Genomic DNA, 23,271 nt, shown 5'->3' on the forward strand with positions numbered 1-23,271 from the left:
CATTGTCCTGAAAAAGATATTATTATTGATTTAAGGTCTGAGGGTACCTGGAATACAAATTATATCAACAACAGTATGGGAGACGCTTTAGCTAATATCTTTTACAGAGGGGTACATGCCTCAGTGACGGGAAGACTGAGCTTAGCGACGTAGTAATAAGTCTCCAAACCAGTTCAGGTCATTCTATTTCAGACCTAAATCTAAATGCCGATATATTGAATGGAGTGCCATCAGGGATCGGGTTGACAAAACGAAATAGTCAGGAAAAACTGATATCATGTTTTTCAAGTAGCTGATAGAGACGGGTTCGCGACATGCCGGCCACCTTACAGGCACGGGTGATATTGCCACCGGCAAGTCCGCGCAGTTTTAACAGGTAGTCTTTTTCGCACAGCAGCTTGTATTCACGCCATTGGGGTAAAGATGTGGCAGAGACATCAATCGCTTGTGGCATCTTTTTCTCTTCAAAACCGGCGCGGGCCTGGAGAATTCGGAATTTTTCGGGCAGATGGATCGAGAAACAGGTTGGCCCCAGCATAGGGTTGGTAAAGACCTGCTCCATGGTCTGGTACAGTTCACGCACATTACCTGGCCAGTCATAACCGGCCAGGATATCGATAAAATCGGTTGCGACACCTTTATGTTCCACACCGTATCTGTCACACAACCGGTTGATGAAAGAGAGCGCCAGTTCCTTAATATCCTCCCGTCTCTCGGAAAGCGGTGGGAGAACAATAGAATAGGCTTGCAACCGAAATAACAGATCCTCCCTGAATTCCCCCAGGCGAACCTGCTCATTAAGGTCCCGGTTTGTAGCCGCCACCAGCCGGAAGTCACTGTATTGCGGTTTGGAGGCACCCACAGGTCGATATTCATGTTCCTGCAACAGACGCAGAAAGGTCTTCTGTACAGAAAGGGAGAGCTCCCCAACTTCATCCAAAAACAGGGTGCCACCGTGGGCATGTTTGACCAGACCGTCCTGATCTCTTTCCGCATTGGTAAAGGCACCCTTAACATGCCCAAACAGGGTGCTTTCGATAAGCGTTTCCGGCAAAGCCGCACAATCAACCACTACGAAGGATTTATCGCACCGTTTACTGTTCTCGTGGATAGCCCTGGCAAACAGCTCCTTACCTGTCCCGGTCTGACCACTGACAAGCACACTCACATCAGAGGAGGCCGCCCTGGCAACCCGATCCAACGAACGGCTTATAGCCTGGCCGGAACCGATAATATTTTTCCTCCTCAGTGCAACCGGTACCTTGTAAATTTTCCTTTTCTCCTGCCTGAATTGTAGACTCCTCGTCAATTGCAAGGATAACTCACGGATCACATGAGGCTTCTCAATATATCCCCAGGCACCGCTGCGAATAGCTTTTTCCGCACCATCCGCCTCCCCCTGCCCGGTAATAATGATAATTTCAGGATCAGAAGCAACCTTCTTAAAAGTCTGTACTTCATCAAGGCCGTTGCCGTCAGGCAATTGCACATCAAGCAGGATAACATCATAAGGATTCGTACGGGCCTGAGCCAAGCCCTCACCCAAAGTATGAACAGATGTGGCCACATGCCTGGCTGCCTCCATCTGACCACTCAGCATTTCGGCTAGAACAGTATCGTCGTCAACTATAAGGATTCGCGCCACTGGACAACACCTCCCTTATAACCTTTGCAAGCACCTTCTTTTTCACTGGTTTCAGAAGAAATTCACGAATACCGATCTGTAAGGCCTTCTCACGATCAATAACCTCGCTGAAACCGGTGAGCATAATAACCGGGAGACCAGGTCTCAAGGAGAGGACCTCCCGGGCAAGTTCACTGCCGGTCATATCGGGCATTGTCATATCTGTCAAAACCAGGTCACAGCAATCCGGATCCTCCCTGAAATGTCTGACAGCGGCAAGACTCTCCGTATACACTTCTACCTTATAGCCCAACCTTTCTAATATATTCCTGATAACACTGCCTAACGCAGGTTCGTCATCCACAACCATGATCCGTTCGGTGCCGGTAAGCACCTCGTGTTGTTCGGCAATCTCAGCGACAACACCTTGCTTCGTCACCGGGAAAGCCACATGCAGGACTGAACCTACATTGACCTCACTCTCTACAGCTATCAAACCATCATGCTTCTTAACTATCCCGTGGACAACAGCAAGCCCCAGTCCGGTTCCATGCTCTTTAATGCGGGTGGTAAAAAAAGGATCAAAAATCCGTTCCATCATTTGCTGATCCATGCCGCAGCCTGTATCAAGTACATCAAGACAGACATAGTCGCCCTCCACGGTCGCTTCAAGCCCTGGTATCGTCTGCAACTCGTTCGCCGTCACCTCCCGTAATGTTACCGACAACGTGCCGTGATCAGCGCCGATGGCCTGTTTGCCGTTTGTGCAAAGATTCATCACCAACTGGTGCATCTGACCTGGGTCAGCCAAAATAGGTCTGCAGGAATTATCGATCTGTTGTTTGAGTTCTATTGTGGCCGGCAAGGAGGAGCGCATCAACTTCATAACCTCCTTAACAATATATTGAATCCTGAGTGGATTCAACTGCTCATGGCTCTCCTGGCGGGCAAAGGTGAGGATCTGCTTAACCAGGTCAACAGCTCTGTCGGCACCCGATAGTATCTGTTCAATATCCCCCTGAAGAGGGCTCTTTTTATCCAGTTTCCCCTTGACGATATACCCGTAACCGATAATAGCTGACAGGATATTGTTAAAATCGTGGGCAATGCCACCGGCCAAGGTGCCTATGGCTTCCATCTTCAGGGCCTGTTGCAATTGCCTTTCAAGTGCAGATTCCCTCGTGACATCGCGGGCTATGTGCACAATCCATCTCATCTCACCATCATCATCAGTTATCGGAGAGGAGCGTACATCAAAGGTTTTCTGTACCTTCGAATTATGGATCAAATTGCGGTGGCCCCCGCAATCTGAGGCAGTCATCGTCACCGGACAATTTTCGCAGGGTACCGGACTGTCCTGGAAGGCCAGGTAGCACTTTTCCCCAACAAGGTCACCAACAGCCAATCCAAACGTCTCGTGGGCGGCACGATTGGCCCGGATTATGCGCATTTGCATATCCTGAATAGTCACCAGATCTTCTATAGCATCAAAAGTTTTTCCCCACTCATCAAGATATTTGTAGTTGCTACTGTCTCGATCTGGAGCCCCACATTCCCCAACCAAGATAAAAGCAAGTTCATCAGCAGCCACCGGATAAGACGTGACTCGCAACTCAATTGCCCCCCCCTGCCCCTTCCCGAACGACAAGATTTCCTCCACCCGCAGGTTATGAAGCATGGAACGCTGCCCTATAGTTGCCAGTTCCTCCCCTGCCTCATCTTTCAACAAACCTCCGACACTCTTCTCCTGCGATAAAGACAACAGGTCACAGGCGATGGAATTCAAGGTGCGGATACGGATCGTCCTGTCACGATAGTTCCAGGAACAGAGGATTATACCCACCGTCGCTTTACCGATCAGTTTGTAATATTTTTTTTGATAATCCCGCTGAACGGGCTGCATCAACTTGCTTGTCATTCGCGAATCCTCATTTGTGCCCCCTTGCACAATCTATGTGTATCATACAGCCAACAAGAAAACAAATGCACGACCAAACATAAATGCCATGATAAGGGAGAGTTGAAAACAAATGAGAGCTATTGCCATTAACTGTGAAATTAGGAAGCGCACACCACCCTAACACTCAATAGCAGCAAACCTCATTTCCTTTTCAGATCTGCGCCAACGGCCCGGTGTGCAAAATGTGCGACTAGAACCATAACCTATAATGTAACAATATTCCGCCTAAAATTTATTTTGGTTTATTTTATTAAAAAAGAATAACTATTAACGTACTGAAGTTAATAATTATATCACAACAACCAGTAGTTCTACCCAATCTTTATAGGCATATCACCTCTTGAGCATTGCCACGTTTTTATGATAGAAGGAATCTTAAGATCATTTTTGAATAGCAGTTTTCCCACTATTCCATAACGATGCATCCCAGGTTTACCCAGAACGGACGTGTAGGCTGCTGCATCAGGAGGTACCATGTCACAATTAACTGAGATTATTGTGTATCTCTGGCTTATTCCTGTAGCTTTTCAGATCGTGCTGCCACTGGCAGTACATGCTTTGTGGCTAGTTGGACGTTTACCTTTCCAATTAATGCGGAGATCCACCAGCAAGTTAGGAGAAACCAGCACAGCAGCAGCATAAGGGCCATAGGGACCACCAACAACTGGCACCCGTTTCCCCTGTTGGTAAACACCAATACGCGAAATACTCAGATACGCTGCAACTAGAAGAGCGAAGCGACGACTGCCATATCAACCTCCGTCTCTTCTGGTAAAAGGAGGGTCATGCGCCGGCCCTCCTTTTTTCTGATGGCAATTACTGCTTGCCATACCGGTCTGTATACTCCTGAAACAAGGCGGCAACACGCTGTACTCTCTCTCCTGGGCCGCCGCCGGGAAGAGAAACGCTGTCTATCTTGACGACAGAAACGATTTCCTTGTTGGAGGAGCTGAGCATTGCCTCATCCATGAGACGGATCTCATCCTTGTGGATTTCCCTCTCTTCGACAGTAAATTCTTTTGCGGCAAGCTCCAGAACCGTTTTGCGAGTGACCCCGGGCAGAATACGGTCTGGCGGTGTCACCAGGGTGTTCCCGAAAAAGGCGAAAAAGTTTGAAGTTGTCCCCTCCTTGATGTAACCCAGTGGATTAACATACAGGGACTCTATCGCCTGCCGATCCCTGGCCTCCCGGAGATTGAGGATTGCCGGTATGTAGTTGATGCTTTTCGCCTCCGGCATGTATCGATCCAGATGGGCAGTTATCACCTTTACGCCGTCACGATACCACTCCTGCGGCATCTCCCATAATTGCGTTACCATAACCATTAATCGCGGATTAGGTCCGGGAGAAATGCCGTCTTCACTGTCACCGCCGGTAACAACCAAACGGATATTACTTTCCGGATAACCATTTTTATCAAGCGTCTGACCAACGATAGAAGATAACTCGTCAGTCGATACGGGCAAGGTCAAACCGATCAGCCGTGCCGATCGTTCAAGCCTCTCCAGATGCTCCTGCAGATGAAAAGGCACCCCGTTATAGGTTCGGAGAAAATCAAAAACCCCATATCCGCGGAGTACCGCAAGATCCGTTACCGGCAGAACAGCCTCATTTTCCGGAACAAAGCTGCCGTCAATATAAAAAACGTTCATGTAATGCTCCTTTTGGTTTCCCGTATTCCAACAGTTTCTAATATTTTGAGATATAGAAGTTGCCGTCAACTCTACGCCGGCAACAGTTGAAGAACTCGCTCCATTATGTGTTTGATAAACCAATCCCTTCAAAAAGGCAAAGGATTCAATACCTTTTGTGAAAAGAACAACGGGTTGCAAATCACATAGCCAGCCGCACATTTTCCGGGCTGAGTTTTCGCTCCAAACGTCTTGCATAGAGACTCATGCAATAACAGCAGACAAAATAGAGCACGGCAATTGTCGTATAAATCTCGAACGGATAGAGCATAAGACGATTATTAATGGAATAGGCAGCTGTAGTGAGTTCCATGACACCGATAATGTAGGCGAGGGAGGTATCTTTGAAGGCAGCAATAAACAGACCGACAATAGCGGGCAGCATCTGCTTGAGCGCCTGGGGCAGAATAACCCTGCGCATGGTCTGGTAATAACTGAGTCCAGTGGACTTAGCCGCCTCGACCTGGCCGGGAGGGATGTTTTCAATACCGCCACGGACAATCTCGGCAATATAGGCGCCAAAAAAGACAGTCATGGCGAGCACTGCACTCCAGAAGACATCAAGCTGAATTTTCAGCATGGGTGGAACAAAAAAATAGACCCAGAAAATAACCATGATAAGCGGGTTCCCCCGAATCAATTCAATATAAAACAGGCTCGGGATTTTGACCGCCCGGTTGGTCGAGGTACGGCCGATGCCGACAACCAGACCGATAAAAAAGCTCAACGAGATACAGATGACCGCCATGATGATGGACATGGACAGTCCCCCCAGCCCCATGAAGACCTCTGAGGAGCCGCCTTTGGGAAAACGCCAGATCAGCAAGGCCATGATATTGTCTCGGATAACCTGGAAATTAAATGACGCAATCCCTTTGAAGGTCTGGTACAGGAGCAGGAGCAGGAAAATCACAAACGCCGCCTTGGCCGCAATCACAGTCAGAGACCAGGCGGTTGTCCTGATTTTTAGCCAGAAGGCCTTAGTGGGAGAAAGTGTGCGTGAATCAAGGGGAGCGCTCCCCAAATTCCAGAACAGTGCTGAAATCACATTCGAAACCGATACAAAGGGGGCAAACAGCAGATCCGCACTCTTTCTGAGAGTTGATGTACCATTATTACCGACAATTTTCAGCTTGGCATTAACGAGGTTCAAAAATGTCGCTATTGCCAGTGAAAGACAGAGGTAAATTCCGGTTGCGGCAGCCGTTGCCTCAAAACCGGAATAGGTCAGCGCCTCCACCTCCTGCGCCGACCAGCACACTTCTGCGACACCGACGGTCATAGCCAGCGATGAGTTTTTCATATTATTAAGAAACTCACTGCCAAGCGGTGGAATGATCTCACGAAAGGCCAGGGGCAGAATAATCTTCCGGAGCGACTGGTTAAAGGTCATACCCGAGCTGTAAGAGGCTTCAAGCAGCCCTTTGGGTACAGACTGAATACCGGCCCGAATTATCTCAGCCATAAACGAGCTGGTATAAATCCCCAGGCCCAGCGTTGCCACCCAAAACTCGAAATCGAGCTCAAAAAGTTTGAGTTTCACCTCTTCAGGCAAACCTGCAGGTAGAGCAAAGTTCCAGAAGAAGAGCTGCACCAGCAAGGGGGTGTTACGAAAAAACTCTACATAAACAGTAGCAAAGCCGTATACCGGTTTAAAGCTGGACACCCGGGCAAGCCCGAACAGGGTACCGAGCGTCAGAGCAATTACAGCAGAGTAGAGGGAGATGAGCACAGTAAGATTCAAGCCGTGCAGGAGCATTTCCCCCATGTTGCCATATTCCGTTTCGCTATAAAGCACAGACCAGTTGAACTGGTAGTCGAAATGAAACAGAAACCCAAAATAATACATGACCAGGCCAAGGATCGACAATAGTATGAGGTTTTGGACCCAACCCTTATTCAGATAATGTTTCAGCATTGCTCAAATTGTGATGCATCTCCCGGAGGGAAGTACGATCCCTCCGGAATAAAGAATAGTAATTCTAACCCGGATATCTCATCAGTTCAGGCAATACTGGATGTACTGATTGTTCAAGAGAGATCCGGGACAAAGATATGTGTCGACTGTTACGGCCACATTTCGATTTTCTCGGTCATCGGGAACGGGGTCTCGGTGTCCGCACCAAACCACGTGTTGTAAATGGTCATATAGGTTCCGTCTTTCCACATATCCTGCAGGGTGAAGTTGATCAGGTCACGCCATGCGGAGTCGTCCTGCGGGAGACCGATACCGTAGGGTTCGTCGGAAATGAACTCGCCGACCAGCTCATATTTTCCAGGCTCTTTTGCGGCCAGAGCAATAAGCAGCGTAGAATCAGTCGTGATCGCCTGGACACGACCGGAACGAAGTGCCTCAAACATTTCAACCTCATTCTGGTAACCGGTTACCTTCGGGTTGCTGTCACCCATCTTTTTCAAGTATGCTTTGGCATTGACGATAGAAGTGGTTCCCTGCATGGAACCGACTTTTTTACCAGCCAGATCTTTACCTTCCTTTACGGTACCAACCGGGGCCAGGAACTTCTGCCCGTCAAAAAAATAGGTGATGGAAAAATCGATTTTCTCATCGCGAACACGCTTGTGGGTCATATTGGAGAGAACCATGTCCACCTTCGGCGGATTGGTCTGTACAAAAGAGATACGGGTCTTGTTGTTTACCACAACCGGTTCAAGTTTCGCGCCGACACGTTTGGCGATTTCCTTGGCAACGTCCATATCAAAACCTACCCATTCGTTCTCAGCATTGATAAAACCGAACGGCTTTCCTTTATTGGAAATACCAGCCTTGACAACCTTATCGCCGATAACGCGGTCATAGGTCGGCCCGGCCATAGCCAGTCCTGCTGTTGCCAGACAAAATGCTGCGGCCATAGCACCTACTTTAAACAGCTTCATACAAATTCTCCTCTTCGTCATGAATGTATTACCCTTCCGGCATCGGGCCGGAAGGCTTCTTCTCTCCCCCAGTCCCCTGTTGTCAGTGACTGAGGATCTTGCTTAAGAAATCCTGGGTCCGCCTGTTCTGCGGATTATGAAAAAACTCTTCCGGGCTGTTCTGTTCAACAAGGTTGCCGTCATCCATAAAAATCACCCTGTCAGCGACTTCCCTGGCAAAACCCATCTCGTGGGTTACACAGACCATGGTCATTCCTTCCCGTGCCAGAGACTTCATAACGTCGAGCACCTCATTGATCATCTCCGGATCAAGGGCACTGGTTGGTTCGTCAAAAAGCATAATCTTCGGTTTCATCGCCAGCCCCCTGGCAATGGCAACACGTTGCTGCTGCCCACCTGAAAGCTGAGAAGGATAGGCTCCAGCCTTGTCAGGGATGTCCACTTTATGTAAAAGCTCCATGGCAATTTCCACCGCATCTGTCTTACCGGTTCGGCGAACCAGGGACGGTGCCAGAGTAATGTTCTCCAACACCGTCATATGCGGATAGAGATTGAACTGCTGAAATACGAAGCCGACCTCAGCCCGGAGTAGGGTCATGTTGGTGCGCGGATCGTTCACATCCATGCCATCCACCACGATCATTCCTTCCTGGATTGGCTCCAGCCTGTTGATGCACCTGATGAGTGTACTTTTTCCCGATCCGGACGGACCGCAGACGACAACAACCTCACCCTGCTCTATTTCAAGATCTATATTTTTGAGGACATGAAAATCCCCAAACCACTTATTTACCTGAGTAAACGAAATCACGATACCCCCCGGTTTATGGTATACAATTTATGTGTGCAGCAATTACTAACAGAACAAAAAGCACAGGGCAACGGAAAACAGAAAGTGCTTGTGTCATTGCGTAAAGCACCCTCCCCGCCGGCTGCCTCAAGATACTATTTTCACGAACTTATTCAATATAATTGATGTTTTTTTGAAGAAAACATTCCGGTCTGCCTTCTACCTGGCTCTGTTTTTTGATATGATGATTTTGTTGCATTTTCACCATCCGAAAAGAACGGATCCAGACACGCTGTTTCCACAGTTACCAGGAAAAAATGCTCGCTCCCGACTTAATCACATCGCCCATTGCTGTTTCCACCTTCCTCGAACTCACCCAGGAGATTTCGATCGGGCAACGATCCGCTGATACACCAGAAAAATTACGAGCATTTCTGCATGATCGCTTATTCCCAAAACTCGGACCTTTTGCTATCGAAATCTATCTTCGTCACAGGTCATCCCGCATTTTTCTGCCACCGTCTACCCATTCCGTTCTGCCGACACGGTACGTCCCTCAATCTTTTTCACTTAAAATGTCGGTCGTTAACGAGTTATTCAAACATGGGAAACCGATAACACTGCAACAGAATGAAAGCCTGCCGGATAAGATGCACACCTCAGAAAACAGGAGCCACCTGCTGGTCCCCCTGATGGATTCAGGCGACCCTGTCGGCCTGCTCTATATTGGCAGCCGCCGCCCATTCATCTTTTCCCACGGGTACCTTACAGGGATTGAAACCCTTGCTGCGATTATCTGCTCCCGTATCAAATCTATGGATACCATCTCAAGGCTGACCGACTCCATGTATGCCTTGCAGCACTCGGAACAGGTACGGGCAGTACTGTACGAAATAAACGAACAGACCCACCGCTCATCCTCCATGGACGAGTTATATCCACTCATGCATAAACTAACAGGACGCCTGGTCGACGCAACAAACTTCATCATTGCCTTGGTGGAGACACGAGAGGGGAATAAATACATTCAATTCCCCTATTTTGCCGACCAGTTTGATCCGCACTTCCAGGGTATGGAGATCAAACTTGATCCAGACAGAAAAACCATCACCGGTTTCTTGATCGAAAGTGGCCAACCAATGTTGCTGACCCCCCACAACTATGAAAGGGTCATCAAGGAAAACAATATTCATGGCATAGGCACCAGGCCCATTTCCTGGTTAGGCGCCCCATTCTACCCAGGGCACCTTAGTGGTGCCGTCATTTTACAGAGCTACAGCGATGTGGTGTATTCTGAAAAGGATAAAAAGCTGCTCTCCTTTGTCGCCCGTCATATCGGCGATGCACTGAGTCGCAGACGCACAGTCGACGATATGAAAAAGGCCAAGGAACAAGCCGAGCATGCCGAAAAAAACAAGAGTGCTTTCCTGGCAAACATGAGCCACGAAATACGTACCCCCATGAACGGCATCATCGGCATGACAGACTTAGCCCTTGACATGGACCTGCCCCCACGACTGCAGACCTATCTCGGTATGGTGAGGACCTCGGCCAACAGGCTGTTGACACTCATTAACGACATTCTCGATTTTTCAAAAATCGAGGCAGGAAAGGTCGATCTCGTTATCGCTCCTTTCAAACTGCGAAATGACATTGCCAATGCCCTTCAACTTCTGGCAATCACTGCCGCCAAGAAAAATGTAGGTCTGTTTGTGGATGTGGATGACGACATCCCTATAATTCTCCATGGTGATTCCGGCCGTCTCTGTCAGGTTATCATCAACCTGGTAAGCAATGGCATCAAATTCTGTGAAAAAGGCAGGGTCAGCTTAAGTGTTCACCTCTCTGACGAACTGGCAGACAACCTGATTCAATTACATTTCAAGGTCACAGATACCGGTATTGGTATACCTGTCGAGAAGATTAACTCCCTCTTCTCCCCCTTTAATCAATTGGGTACCAACCACGATTCCAGACAGCGGGGTACCGGCCTCGGCTTAGTCATCGCTTCTGAACTGGTAGAAATGATGGGGGGAAAGATATGGGTCGAATCAAGCCAGGACATTGGCTCGACCTTTCATTTCACCTCCATTTTCAACGTCCCTCCACCCGATTTCACCATGGCTTCCCCCAAGAACAACCCCGGACTGAACAGGATGCAGCCCAAGGAACCTGTGCCGCTGCAGATACTGCTTGCCGAAGACGAATACATTAACCGAACACTGGCCCAGACTCTGCTCGAAAGGGCTGGCTGGGAAGTGACTGCGGTTGAAAACGGTCTTGAGGTTATCGACATACTGGAGACCAAAAGTTTCGATCTTATCCTGATGGATATCCAGATGCCCGAACTTGATGGGTTTGAAACGACCCGGAGGATACGGAAGCAGGAACAAAAAACAGGAATACACCTGCCGATTATTGCCATGACTGCCTATGCCATCAAAGGCGACAGGGAACGATGCCTCGACGCAGGAATGGATGGGTATATCTCAAAACCGATAAGGCCCGACCTGCTTCAGGCAGAAATTGAAGGAATACTCTGCTCCACCATTGGCACACAGCTTTAAAACAGCAACCATCCATTGTTGATTATTTACAACCTATTCCGCTTCAATCCGGATTTGGCCGGCACTCTATTGTAAACTATGCAGAGTCAAGGGAGTTAATGGCCTTGCAAGTATAGCGTAATTTCACTCTGACAAGAGCTCAAAACCATTTTTTGCCGCACCATATAATGCCGCCTTCGCTGTAAGAATCACATGAATGGGCATATTGGAGCAAAGATCGGAAAAGCGCCCCTTATTACCAACGGCACTTAAAAAATCGGGTCTTTTCAGACGATCCAGTATACGGGGTGGAATGCCGCCACCCAGGTATATACCACCTCTTGGTAAAATAGTGATTGCCATATTACTTACCGACGAACCAAGGATATTGATAAACATATCGAGTGTGGCTTCACAAATATCAGCCTTCTTCGCCAGCGCATTCTCCACAATAATCGGCGTACGATCATCGGCCCGATCCAACTCATTCTTAAGCCAATCAGGTACCTGATAACTGTTACTCTCTACAAAGAAATCATAGATATTCGGCAAATGGCTTCCTGAACATATCCGTTCAAAACTGACATGCCCGTACTTCTTCTGCAGGAATTTGAGCAGCTCAATCTCCTGCATATTGCAAGGTGAAAAAGAACTGTGCCCCCCCTCACTGGCCAAAGCCTTATAGCTGTCGCCAGTCCAGACCAAAAAAGCCGCGCCAAGTCCGGTACCCGGTGCAATAACAGCAATATTCCCGTTCGGATCAGGCTTACCTTCATGAAGCGTGTAGACATCTTCCTGGTCAAGAAACGGCACTGCTGTTGCAACCGATTCAAGATCATTGATCAATGAAACTTTCTCAATATTGAAGGTCGCGGAAATCTTTTTACCACTTATAGACCAGGGTAAATTGGTGATCTGGGATACCTGTTTATTTACAGGTCCGGCAACTCCGAAACATGCAGCCTTTGGTTGTGCACCTGTCTGCTTCAAAAAATCACGTATTATTTTTTCCAACGAGTCATATTTCCCACTTTCAAAACGGGTTCTGCTTATGGCTCCGCCTTCAACACCTCTTTCAATGGAAAAAAGCGCCAGTACTGTTTTGGTACCACCAATATCACCTGCCAATATCATGGAATCAGCACCTCGATAAAGTAACTACTGACAACATCCGGGACCTTGAAAAGCTGGCTATTCATCCCCCCCGACGTTATGCCCAAAAATCATTCTCGAAAGTTAGCACAAACTGCGTTCTCGTCTAAATACCTCTGATTTACTCAGCCTCCAGGTATTGTTGTCTCTAATGAGCTGCCACATAATTCCCTGACAGCACCAAGTAGTACATCCTTATTTACAGGTTTTACAAATTGCCTGAGGGCCCCTAGTTCACCCGCTAAATGTAAATACTCGTTTGATGGAATACGTCCTCCGCCGGAAATAGCAATAATCCTCACATTCGAATCTTGATTGAGTAATTGCATTATGATTTCGATACCATCCATTTCTGGCATGAGTACATCCGTAATGACAACATCAAAAGATTCTTGCTGAAACGTCAGTAATCCCTCTCTGCCGTCCTCTGCAGTCGTCACGCGATAGCCGTTCCGTTCAAGAAGCCGCCTAAGCATTTCGCGTATAGCCTCATCATCGTCTATAACCAAAATATGGCCCATTCCCCCCCCCCTTTTTATCCTTTTTGAACACCCTTTGTACCACACCTTTAATATAACTGCCAAATAAGGTCATGAAAAGATTCTCTTTCTCATCTCCACGAAACCGGCTGGACCACTAAAATGGTTATCTCTTCTTATATTTTATTACAGGCACTTTGAAAAATCAGAACATTCACTCAAACTGAGCGATTGCTGAAATGTGTTGCCACGCCACAGGCAGATAATTGATATCGGCAACGATATGTACCTCTGAAGATGATTTCGCCAGGATCCCTTTTATCAATTTGTTTTCGGCACGATTTTTATGCTGACCAGGAATCTTTAAATTTCCACATAAAATTACAGCCATTTATTTTCTATTTTCATAGCATGGAAAATAATTCTCTCCTATAGTCACGTAACGCTGGTATGCGTGATAACCCAGAAACAATGACAAGTACAAACATGAAAAGAATCTGCGTCTATTGCGGCTCCAACACAGGGGCGCAACCGGAATATCTCGAATCTGCAAAAGCCCTTGGTACACTTCTCGCCCAGGGGAATATTGACGTTGTTTATGGTGGAGCCGAGGTCGGACTTATGGGTGCTGTTGCTTCTGCAGCTTTAGCTGAAGGTGGTAACGTCATTGGTATCATCCCGAAATCATTTGCCGACAAGGTTTGCCACACAAAACTCAGTGAACTGCAGATCGTGCCGACCATGCATGATCGAAAAACCAGGATGTTTGACCTCTCGGACGCATTCATCACCCTCCCAGGGGGTATAGGCACCCTGGAGGAGACTTTTGAAATCTTGACATGGGCACAAATTGGTTTTCACAGCAAACCTTGCGGGCTCCTGAACATAAACGGATATTTTGACAGCATAATTGAATTCCTGGATCATTCCCTAAGACAGCAGTTCGTCAGGCAGGAACATAGGGATATGGTATTGGTAGACAACAACCCGCAGGGACTACTTCATCAGTTCGAGAACTATCAAGCTCCCACCATCCGGAAATGGATAGAGAAGAATTAGCCCGCACATCTCATCAGTATAGGCGGCGTCAGGTTCGATATATTAAGCAGTGAACCATAGCTGACTACGTTGAGGTGGCCGTTATGGTCGATCCATTCAGGCTTGATCTCAACCGTAGTATGAAAAGGTTCTCCCATTTTCTTGATAGTTACAGATCAGGTCTGTTCAGCTCTCGGTCAATGGTAAATTCTCGCTTTCGGGAAAAGACATCGACTCCGAGCTGGTGATAGACATCACGCAAATCAACCAGGACCCAATTCTCCTGCAACTCCATAAAAACAGTATCGAAAGATCATTTCCAGCAGCACTCAATCCTTGTAAATAGTTACAAGGACAGCCGTAATAATCAGTGAAGCCCCCAGATAACCGACGACAGTAAAATATTCCCCAAAGATGAGGTACGCGGCCACAGCAGCTACCACCGGTTCCAATGTAGCCACAATGGATGCCCTCCCCGCTTCCAGGTATTGTAGTCCAAGATAATAGCAGTGATTGGCGATAAAAGTCGAGACCAGGGAAATGGCGACAATGGCTACCCAGGCGGTCATCGATTTGGGTGCAAAATCAACAAAAGGTAAAATTCCGAGGGCACCGACGGGAAGAACATAAAGAAAGAGGTTCGCCGAGGAATACCGTGACGAAAAATACTTGCCGATTGTATAATAGAGCGAATAGCAAAAACCGGCTGCCAGACCTGAAACGATAGCCACCACACCGATGGACACCCCGGTTGAGGAATTACTACCACTTCTGGATATGAGATATACGCCGGCAAGAACAAGTGACACCGCCAGTATTTTTGTGACTGTCAGCTTTTCCCTGTAGATGAAAAAGGAACAGACCACTACCCAGGCCGGCGCCGTATAAAGCAGCACAGCGGCAAAAGCCGCCCCGCCCGTCTTCACGGCAAAAAGATACGAAATATAAAAAAGTGATATCCCCATCAGTCCAAACACTATCAGCAACGGGATATCGTTCTTTCTCAGATGCGTGTCCTGCTGAAAAAAGGCCTGCCCGGCAAATAAAAACCAGGCCAGGAATGCTCTCCAGAAAGCGACCTCCAAAGGCCCAACACCCTGCCTGAAGGCGATGGATGAAAAAATGCCTATCAGTCCCCAAAAGACTGCGGCGGCGGCGACGAAGGCATATCCTTTCAGCACTGTGATTCTGTCTCGGTAAAGTTCAACTCAATCCTGGTCCCGGCCGGGTCGTGAATAAAGAGCTGGGTCATATTAAGTTCGGGTACCTTACCTACAAGATACTCTACGCCTTTTTCATTCAGCCGGGCCATAAAAGCATTTAAACCCTCACAGTCCAGGGCTATATGGTCGAGATTACCGGTAGATACTGCCGAATCTTCCATGGATTCCATGATGGTCAGGTGCAGCAGTGGAGAATCCCCGATATACAGCCACGCGCCGGCGACTCCGAAATCGGGCCGAAAACCTTCTGTAAAACCAAGAACATCCTTATAAAAGGTGATGACCCTGGCAATCAGCGAGGCGCTTCCGACAAGATTGTAATGACCAATGCGTTTGATTTTCATGACTGGTTCCCGAGATACATATCTATAATAAGTTCACTCTTTACGTGACTATACAACAAATGACCCACGACGCCACCCCTTCGACCATGCAATCGTCCGCATGAGAGACCACGGTTCCTGCCCGGGTCTCCTTGATAAACAGCATATAGTAATCGTCGTCACCCGCTATCATATCTGCTGTGGTAACAAGGGCCATGATATCCTTATCGAGAGGATTCATGATTGCCGGGTCAAAACCATTTGCCACTATCATCGCCAGAAAGCAGTCATTAACGATACTCGCTGCGGAAGTCCATAGGAAATATTTCACAGCAAGAAGAGTAAATTACTGCCGGGAAAATGCTTCCGGGTGTATATCATCAATGACCGGTTAATGTCCCCTCGCCTCTATTCCCTGACCAACCTTCCTGTATGAATTTCTTATCCTGCCCTCATTGGTTTACGTCAGGATTTCAGCAAGTCCTTTGGCAATGCCACCGATATAGTGCTCATCCGTACCACAACATCCGCCCAGGATCTTGACGCCGTAGCGTCTGTTGAGCTCGAGCATGAGATCAACCCACTCGTCCCTGCTGTCTTGCTGCAGGGTTTCTGCATTGTCAAGCTGGTCGTGATCTTTTGAGGAGGCATTGGCCTGAATGCCGACCAGGCGGGTAAAGAGTTCAGGTGGTTGATTCTTTGGTTGAATAAAGGTCGGGAACACGCAATTCACCATGTAGCCTGCAGGGCTTTCCTTCAATTCCCGGTCTAGTTGCTGAATCCCCTCATACAGTGGCGTGCCGTCGAGGATCATAGCATGTCTGTTTATACAGAAACTTATGATATAGGGAATTCCGGCCTCTCGGGCCGCCTTACCGACACCAAGCGCTTCAGAAACAGCGGGAAAGGTCTGGCCGATAATACAATCCACCCCGCTTTCTGCAAGTTCGCGTATCTGCCAGGAGTGATACTCCCGTGCCTCGTCTGCAGATAACGCCTCATCAGGTGCGTAGCAATCGTTTTTAGGCCCAATCAATCCACCGACAAAAAGAGGAGACTGAGCCCTCTGCCATTTCACCTGAAGTTCTCTCATAAACCGCACAGCCTCGCGGTTCAGCCCCTCGCTGAAACCGGCAGCCTTAATCCTTGCCCTATCAACCCGCCAGGTGGGTGCACAGATCAACATAGGCAATCCTGCCTGTGCCGCGAGGTTCCGGTACTGGCGGTAAATATCCTCCATGCATTGACGTCCATGCTCGTCCTGGATGAGAGGCGTATTAAACAATGTAGGATGCAGTTCCACGTCATCCCGACGACGCAATCTCTCAGCAATTGCACCTTCGGTCAGCATGGCCTTGGCTCTGGCCAGGGTTTGGGTAAAATTCACAACACCTCCGGGAATCAGATTTTGGCCGGTTTCTATTTCCTGTTCATATACGGCAAGCCGGCAACAATGATGCAGAGTGAGAGCAGGAAAAAGTGAAGGAACATCTCCTTTTGCACCGCTCCCCATATAATATAGCAGGATCCAGCCGCAGCAAGCAACGGTGCAATATACCTTCTGAACAGACGGGCATCTTCAAAGGTGCGAATTACCCATAAATAGAGTGAGATATAGATGACGTAAAGAAACGCGATGGGAAGCTCGGATATGTCCATGAAGTGCCCCCACCAACCGGCAAAATTCCCATACCAGACCATCAGCCAGAAGCTGGACATGATGAACCCCACACCAGCCGAAATCATGGTGCTGTTGGTTCTGGGGTCAACCCTGGCAAAGATCTCCGGTTTCGGCCCCAGACCTCTTGATGCGATGGAAAACATTCCTCGCGCCGAACCCATGATAAGGCCATTCAGGGTGCCCAGGCAGGAGATAATAACAAACACGGACAAAGCAGTCCCGCCAAGACGCCCAAAGATAATCGACAGAACTTCAACAGGGGCATCATTGCCGGCAGCAATGACTTCATCATTGGACAGCACCCCGGAGATACCAAGATAATAAAGCATATAAATAAACACGACCAGGCAGGAGCCGAAAAAGAGGGCTTTCGGCAACGTTCTTTTGGCATCCTTTAATTCGGCATTTATGGAGGTCGCGATAATCCAGCCCTCGTAGGCAAACGCCGTTGCCAGTGTGGCCACGGCAAGACCGCCACCCTCTGTAACGTTATTGGCTGCGATGGTAAAACTTTCCAACGTCTGACCACTCATAAGCCCCGATATACCACCGATTACAGCAACGAGAAACAACGGGACAAGTTTGATAACGGTTGCCGAAACCTGCCATTTCCCGGCAAGAACAGGGGAAAAACAATTGACGAGGAAAAAGAGGATAAGATACATTGCAGCAAGTAGCCAGACCCCTTTTTCAAGTCCCATCAGGCTAATACTGTAATTGGCCGAAACCCAAGCGAGAACGGCGACCAGGGTTGGATAATAAATAAAGGTCATGAACCAGGCTACCAGATAACCGGCACAAGGGCCGTAAGCCTCCTCAAAATAGTCTACAAGACCATTCACCCTCTGAATTCTCGTTGCGATCCCGGCAAATACAAACGCAGTCACAACCATGATCGCCCCGCCGAGGGCCCAGGCAGTAAGCGCTGTCACCAGGTTTCCACCTGAAGCAACCAACACATCGTCTGCCTTAAAGAACACACCGGAGCCGATGGTGATGCCGACCACCATGGCAATCGCGGTCCAGATACCGTATTTACGCTCCAATTCCTGCATATTTTACACCTACAATATTGTCAGATGAGTGCCCGGTTGCCTTGCCATCGGTTTAACACATTTTATGAACCATGGACCAAACGACTCACAACTCAGCATCTCACATTTCTCAAGTCAAACAACATATTGATCAAAACGTCACGAACATCGCCACACATTACCGGAAACATAACTTTATTGCGATATATTTCATGTATCCATCATCATTACCCCTGATTCCATTTATGATAACGGAAATTTCTTCCAACGCGGCCGCCCATCTGATTCTTTATCGCAAGCAGATGTGATACAGTACATTTATTATCCTTGTAACCTTTACCCGGAGACTGTCCCATGACGCGCCTGGCGACCTTCGTTGCAGCGATAGCATTCTTTCTTCTCCCCTGTATCACCGTGTCCGCACAACATGAGGCAGAAGTCATCCACTGGTGGGTTTCCGGAGGCGAAAGAGCAGCCCTTCAGACCCTCATAGACACCTTTCAGGAAAACGGCAACAAGTGGATAGACACCCCGGTGGAATCCTCATATTACGCAAAGACCGCTGCAATTTCGAGAATTCTTGATGGCAAACCACCAACAGCAGTTCAGTGGCAAGCTGGAGTCTCATTGAAGGAATTATATAGTGAAGGTCTCTTTCGAAACATCAATGAACTTGCCAGGAAAGAACAGTGGAGAGACGTTCTGCCTGAGGCGATCTGGGACGGCATAACAGTCGACGGCAATATTATTGCGGTACCTATGACGCTTCACAGTTCAAACTGGATATGGGCCAACAAAAAAATCCTTGATGAGGTTGGAATAGGCATACCCAAAAACTGGGATGATTTTTTACAATACGCCCCCAGAATACGGGAAGCCGGTTACTACCCCCTGGCTCTGGGTGGTCAGCCATGGCAGGAACGCGCCTTGTTCCTGCCTGTTGTACTCGGGGTCGGTGGGGCAAAGTTATACGAGGACGCCCTGGTCCACCACAAACCGGAAGCACTGCAAAGTCCTGGTATGAAGAAGGCATTTGAAACATTCCGCTCTCTTCAGCAATTCATTGATCCCGAAAGCCCTGATAGAAACTGGTCGGATACGACAAAACTGGTCATCGAAGGTAAAGCTGCATTCCAAATAATGGGAGACTGGGCTAAAGGTGAGTTTTTCCAGGCAGGAATGGAACCGGATAAAGATTTTATCTGTGCATTCAGCCCTGGAAGTGAAGGAGCTTTTATTATGGTTTCAGACACATTCGCCATGGGAAATGTCACGGATGAAGCCATGCAACAAGCCCAGGAAAAACTGGCAATGACCATAATGAAAAAAGAGGTTCAAAGCTCCTTTAATTTGCTAAAAGGTTCCATACCACCGCGCCTTGATGCCCCCGTCACAGGGTTTGACAAATGCGCACGTCTTGCCATGACAACAGTGGCAGTGAAAGGCTCGACCTACCCGGGGTTCAACATGGCCAATAACGGCATTATAGCCAGTGCTATTATGTCTGTTATTACAAAATTTTGGAACACCAGGGACCTCTCCCCGGATGAGGCAACAAGAATGCTTGCAGAGGCTGTGGAAAAATCAAAACTTTAAACCTATCGGATTTATTTCCAAACAACTGACCAGAGACTACTTGTCTGTTTTTATGAAATCCGGTACACGAATCAGGGTCCGCCTTTTAGGCGCATTTATTATCGTGGTGCTCATTTCCGTGAGTGCGGTATTGACTGCCCGCCTGTCAATCATTCACACCCAGGAGAAACTGGACATCATTATGTCCGAAACACTCCCTCTCATTGCCAACTCCCTCAAACTGGATAAAAAGGCGCAATTCTTCGCTTTGAGCATTAATGAATTTCCTGAAATTACAACAAAACAGGAACACTCTCAGCTCATCAATCAACTTGATCAGCATATTGCTGAAATCACCTCCCTCATTCATGAGCTTGAACAGCTCGATGTCAAACAGTACGAAATCCAAATTATAAAAGACCATGTTGTACAACTCGTGTCCTTTATGAAGGAACAGGAAAAGCTGTTTACTCGTTTCATTACCATAAACCACCAAATGCAAAAGGCGGTAGCAGGATTACGCGACAACCACCATGAATTCATCACCCTTGCGGAACCCAGGATATCCCAAAGTTATTTGATATTCCGTCAGAAAGGTCATGAGATAAGTGCGGAAATCAGGGACCTGATAGCGGAGTTCGCAAGAGAAGACCCAGGAGTAGGAATTAAAAAAATCGATGACAAACTGAGGGTTGGTTTTGAAACTCTCATAAGCTCAGCAGCAGGAGAAATGCGATCAAATCTTGAAGCCGTAGCGCTGACATACCTGGCCGCCGGAGTGCTCTACGAAGCAGCAAATTCAAATGACGTTGCAACGGTCGAAGATCTTGAAGAGCAGTTTCAGGCAATAGTGCCACAGATCAAGAAGATGTTTTTGGTCCTCTCCCATACAACACCACAAAATCACCAGATGGTCATTACGGCTATGCCGATATTCAGGTATGGCACAAACGATCCTTCTATCTTTTTTCAACGTAAAGAAGAGCTCTCCATTCGCCAATCTGCAGCAACCTCTGCGAGCAAAGCCCTATTACTTGCAGAAGACCTGACCACAGCCATCGACATAGTAAATCTCAACAGTCAGAAGTTGGCTCAGCAATCAACAGCACAGTTACGAAAAAGTTTGAATAAAGCGCTGGCAATCCAGTCTGTTGGGGCTACTATTGCCATAATTCTTTCTATCATCATCGGCTGGTTCTATGTTGAAAAACAAGTTTTGGCCCGGCTTACAGCCCTTCGACAGGCAATGGAGTTCCATTCAACAGGAAGACATGCAGAAATTCCCCTGGCCGGCGACGATGAAATAAGTGATATGGCTGCTGCACTCAAACGATTTGTGGATCACCGTTCAAACGTTGAGAACAGATTGAGGATAACGGTGGACGAACTTAATGCTGTCATGGATAGTATTGATTACGGGATTATTTTTACAGATTCCAAACTGAATGTTCTCCTCGTCAATAAAGCATTCCTCAATATTTGGGAAATCACAGAAAATAGAACATCCGAGACAATGGTACTTGCCGATTTGCTCGATACCGACCGCTACAAGAGTGTTTACAATACCCTGGGTGAGCCAGTTAAGGAATATCTATATAACAGTGAGGAGATGATCTCTAGAGGTGAAATTGCCCCTGTGGAAATCGAAACCATCGATGGCAGGTTTTTCCAGCATCAATGTGTGGTGTTGCCGGGTGATGCCCGCATGCTGACCTATTTTGACATCACCGAAATGAAAATGAACCAGGCCAAGCTAATGCAGGCCCAGAAAGTTGAGACCATCGGCCTTATGGCCGGGGGCGTCGCTCACGACCTGAACAACATTCTCTCAGGAATCGTTTCCTACCCCGATCTCTTGCTTTTAAAACTTCCTGCTGAAAGTGACCTTATCAAACCGCTGCAGGAGATCAAAGAAGCAGGCCAACGCGCAGCTGCGGTTGTTGCCGACCTGCTCATTGTAACACGGGGAACGATCGCCGATCGAAAAATCGCCAACCTGAACCGGTTAGTCTCAGAATATCTCACATCTCCTGAAGCAAAAAAAATCTTAACCCTTTACCCGGAGGTGTCCATCCAGACAGAATTCAGCCCTGAGTTGCTCAACATTTCATGCTCACCGATACACATCAAGAAGTGCCTCATGAATCTGGTATTAAACGCCTTCGAGGCCATAGAACAATCCGGAATGATCACGATATCAACAGAAAACCGCTATTTCGATAAGCGAGATCTCCAAGAATCAACTCTCCCAGATGATGAGTATGTCATCCTCAGAATTGCTGATAACGGACCAGGTATATCTGAAAAAGATATAGGCAACATTTTTGAGCCGTTCTACTCTAAAAAGGTGATGGGCCGAAGCGGCACCGGGCTGGGTTTAACGATTGTATGGAACACCGTTCAGGAACATGGCGGAACGGTATCCGTCAGCAGCGACCAAACCGGAACAACTTTCGACCTCTACTTCCCGGTTACCAGAGAGACATCAGACAATTTACCGGAATCATTTTCAAATATTGATATCATGGGGACTGGTGAAAAGCTGCTTGTTGTCGACGATGAGCCCATGCAAAGAAGTATCGCCACTCAGATACTCAACTCCCTTCGTTATCAGGTTGAAACCGCCGCCTCTGGCGAGGAAGCCATAGAACTTGTGAAAGAGAAATCATATGACCTCATAGTTCTCGACATGATGATGAGTCCGGGCATAAACGGACGAGAGACCTACGAGGGAGTCATTGCTATTCGCCCGGAACAGAAGGCAGTAGTCGCCAGTGGTTTTTCAGATCATGACGAAATTACTAAAATTAAGAAACTTGGCATCAATGGATTTATCAAGAAACCATATACATTGCATGAATTCGGGATTGCAATTAAGGAATTTATGACTGACTCAAAAGGATAACTCACCAGGCCTGCATTTTCAGTAAACAGCTACATGGCCGCTGGCAGATTTATGCCGTATATTGATCAACAGGAGTTTTTGTTAAGAGTGGGAGCTTTTGATTTTATCCTCTAGTTTTTTGGTTACCCGGCCAACAACAGTCGCTTTGTCACAATGGGCACCGGTTTTCGGGTTACAGTCGAGGAGAAGCCCCATAACGATGTCAGCTGTTTCAAAACATCGGGCATCCTCCAGTCTCGCAAGTAAATTCGACATTGCTCTGCTAAACTCCTCACACTGAGCGTAATCAGCAGTCGCACGAAGGTGTAAAGCACAAGCGCTTTCTAAGTCCTTCTTAATGTCATCAGGAAGTAT

General features: G+C 47.7%; 20 protein-coding genes. 5 read left to right on the forward strand and 15 right to left on the reverse strand.

Translation table 11 applies throughout. From position 1 onward, the window contains the following. Window positions 1-259: 259 nt before the first annotated feature. On the reverse strand, window positions 260-1,645 hold the full coding sequence (locus tag GA520_RS16075; RefSeq protein WP_163338625.1) for a sigma-54 dependent transcriptional regulator: 1,386 nt from the start codon (window positions 1,643-1,645) through the stop codon (window positions 260-262). Then, window positions 1,623-3,542 (reverse strand): PAS domain-containing sensor histidine kinase, encoded by a 1,920-nt coding sequence (locus GA520_RS16080; protein WP_163338624.1) that lies wholly within the window; start codon window positions 3,540-3,542, stop codon window positions 1,623-1,625. The genes GA520_RS16075 and GA520_RS16080 overlap by 23 nt, the downstream gene beginning before the upstream one ends. Window positions 3,543-4,058: 516 nt before the next feature. Between GA520_RS16080 and GA520_RS16085 the strand changes: the two genes are divergently transcribed. After that, on the forward strand, window positions 4,059-4,226 hold the full coding sequence (locus GA520_RS16085) for a hypothetical protein (RefSeq protein WP_163338623.1): 168 nt from the start codon (window positions 4,059-4,061) through the stop codon (window positions 4,224-4,226). Between the two features lie 174 nt (window positions 4,227-4,400). On the opposite strand, the gene GA520_RS16090 is transcribed toward GA520_RS16085, so the two are convergent. The 4 genes from GA520_RS16090 to GA520_RS16105 form a co-directional block, all read right to left on the reverse strand. Then, a complete protein-coding gene (locus tag GA520_RS16090; protein ID WP_163338622.1) occupies window positions 4,401-5,237 on the reverse strand; it encodes an aminotransferase class IV in 837 nt (278 codons plus the stop codon). Window positions 5,238-5,418: 181 nt separating this feature from the next. After that, window positions 5,419-7,194, reverse strand: coding sequence for an amino acid ABC transporter permease (locus GA520_RS16095; RefSeq protein WP_163338621.1), 1,776 nt, complete (start codon window positions 7,192-7,194; stop codon window positions 5,419-5,421). Window positions 7,195-7,343: 149 nt separating this feature from the next. Beyond that, window positions 7,344-8,171 (reverse strand): transporter substrate-binding domain-containing protein, encoded by an 828-nt coding sequence (locus GA520_RS16100; RefSeq protein ID WP_163338620.1) that lies wholly within the window; start codon window positions 8,169-8,171, stop codon window positions 7,344-7,346. Between the two features lie 82 nt (window positions 8,172-8,253). After that, window positions 8,254-8,982: an amino acid ABC transporter ATP-binding protein gene (locus GA520_RS16105; protein ID WP_163338619.1), complete on the reverse strand. Its 729-nt coding sequence runs from the start codon at window positions 8,980-8,982 to the stop codon at window positions 8,254-8,256. Between the two features lie 296 nt (window positions 8,983-9,278). Between GA520_RS16105 and GA520_RS16110 the strand changes: the two genes are divergently transcribed. Further along, entirely contained in the window at window positions 9,279-11,528 is a 2,250-nt protein-coding gene (locus GA520_RS16110; protein ID WP_163338618.1) for a response regulator, read from the forward strand. 123 nt (window positions 11,529-11,651) lie between these two features. Here the strand turns inward: GA520_RS16110 and glk are convergent, their stop codons facing one another. The 3 genes from glk to GA520_RS16125 form a co-directional block, all read right to left on the reverse strand. Further along, a complete protein-coding gene (gene glk, locus GA520_RS16115) occupies window positions 11,652-12,641 on the reverse strand; it encodes a glucokinase (RefSeq protein WP_163338617.1) in 990 nt (329 codons plus the stop codon). Between the two features lie 143 nt (window positions 12,642-12,784). Beyond that, the gene (locus GA520_RS16120; RefSeq protein ID WP_163338616.1) at window positions 12,785-13,180 is read right to left on the reverse strand and encodes a response regulator; all 396 of its coding nucleotides are present in this window, start codon (window positions 13,178-13,180) and stop codon (window positions 12,785-12,787) included. 172 nt (window positions 13,181-13,352) lie between these two features. Next, window positions 13,353-13,529 (reverse strand): hypothetical protein, encoded by a 177-nt coding sequence (locus tag GA520_RS16125; RefSeq protein WP_163338615.1) that lies wholly within the window; start codon window positions 13,527-13,529, stop codon window positions 13,353-13,355. Window positions 13,530-13,624: 95 nt separating this feature from the next. On the opposite strand from GA520_RS16125, the gene GA520_RS16130 reads away from it, so the two are divergent. Beyond that, window positions 13,625-14,197, forward strand: a complete 573-nt coding sequence (locus tag GA520_RS16130; RefSeq protein WP_163338716.1) for a TIGR00730 family Rossman fold protein — start codon at window positions 13,625-13,627, stop codon at window positions 14,195-14,197. Window positions 14,198-14,505: 308 nt separating this feature from the next. On the opposite strand, the gene GA520_RS16135 is transcribed toward GA520_RS16130, so the two are convergent. From GA520_RS16135 to GA520_RS16155, 5 genes are all read right to left on the reverse strand, one after another. Then, window positions 14,506-15,357 (reverse strand): DMT family transporter, encoded by an 852-nt coding sequence (locus GA520_RS16135; protein ID WP_163338614.1) that lies wholly within the window; start codon window positions 15,355-15,357, stop codon window positions 14,506-14,508. Further along, window positions 15,351-15,743, reverse strand: a complete 393-nt coding sequence (locus tag GA520_RS16140; protein WP_163338613.1) for a VOC family protein — start codon at window positions 15,741-15,743, stop codon at window positions 15,351-15,353. Before GA520_RS16140 ends, GA520_RS16135 begins: the two co-directional genes overlap by 7 nt. A gap of 40 nt (window positions 15,744-15,783) precedes the next feature. Beyond that, entirely contained in the window at window positions 15,784-16,053 is a 270-nt protein-coding gene (locus GA520_RS16145; RefSeq protein WP_304511237.1) for a hypothetical protein, read from the reverse strand. A 129-nt stretch (window positions 16,054-16,182) separates the two neighbouring features. Then, window positions 16,183-17,109: a homocysteine S-methyltransferase family protein gene (locus GA520_RS16150; RefSeq protein ID WP_163338611.1), complete on the reverse strand. Its 927-nt coding sequence runs from the start codon at window positions 17,107-17,109 to the stop codon at window positions 16,183-16,185. A gap of 32 nt (window positions 17,110-17,141) precedes the next feature. Beyond that, entirely contained in the window at window positions 17,142-18,458 is a 1,317-nt protein-coding gene (locus tag GA520_RS16155; RefSeq protein WP_163338610.1) for an APC family permease, read from the reverse strand. Window positions 18,459-18,791: 333 nt separating this feature from the next. On the opposite strand from GA520_RS16155, the gene GA520_RS16160 reads away from it, so the two are divergent. Together GA520_RS16160 and GA520_RS16165 are read left to right on the forward strand one after the other, a co-directional pair. Next, the gene (locus GA520_RS16160; RefSeq protein ID WP_163338609.1) at window positions 18,792-20,033 is read left to right on the forward strand and encodes an ABC transporter substrate-binding protein; all 1,242 of its coding nucleotides are present in this window, start codon (window positions 18,792-18,794) and stop codon (window positions 20,031-20,033) included. 40 nt (window positions 20,034-20,073) lie between these two features. Next, on the forward strand, window positions 20,074-22,917 hold the full coding sequence (locus GA520_RS16165) for an ATP-binding protein (protein WP_163338608.1): 2,844 nt from the start codon (window positions 20,074-20,076) through the stop codon (window positions 22,915-22,917). Window positions 22,918-22,998: 81 nt separating this feature from the next. Here GA520_RS16165 and GA520_RS16170 read toward each other — a convergent pair whose 3' ends face one another. Continuing rightward, complete coding sequence (locus GA520_RS16170) at window positions 22,999-23,172, reverse strand: hypothetical protein (protein WP_163338607.1); 174 nt, start codon at window positions 23,170-23,172, stop codon at window positions 22,999-23,001. Between the last annotated feature and the right edge of the window lie 99 nt (window positions 23,173-23,271).

The sequence above is a fragment of the Desulfopila sp. IMCC35008 genome, from assembly GCF_010646885.2.
GTDB lineage: Bacteria > Desulfobacterota > Desulfobulbia > Desulfobulbales > Desulfocapsaceae > Desulfopila.